The 229-nt window shown below is 55.5% G+C and carries 1 pseudogene; it reads right to left on the bottom strand.

Features of this window, described 5'->3' with window-relative positions:
- A pseudogene (locus SB775_RS34440) lies at nucleotides 1–229 on the bottom strand (MBL fold metallo-hydrolase); the annotation flags it as partial.

The raw sequence follows: 229 nt of genomic DNA, 5'->3' as shown, positions 1-229 counted from the left end.
AGCCCAGCTCTTGCAGCTCCTCTTCGACGCGGGATTCTGAGGACACGCCCAGGTTGCGCTTTTGGCGATCGGTCAATTTGCCATTGCCGAGGCCGCTGTCGACCAAAATATTATGGCCTTTGAATTGCACCAAAATCGGATGCGTCGGCAATTCGATCTGATTCTGCCCGTTAGCAGGGTAGCGTTTCGACCACACCACTTTTGGGACCACCCCGAACATCGTGCCTCC

This window comes from Peribacillus sp. SIMBA_075 (genome assembly GCF_046534585.1).
This window is presented reverse-complemented; position numbering and strand designations above follow the sequence as displayed.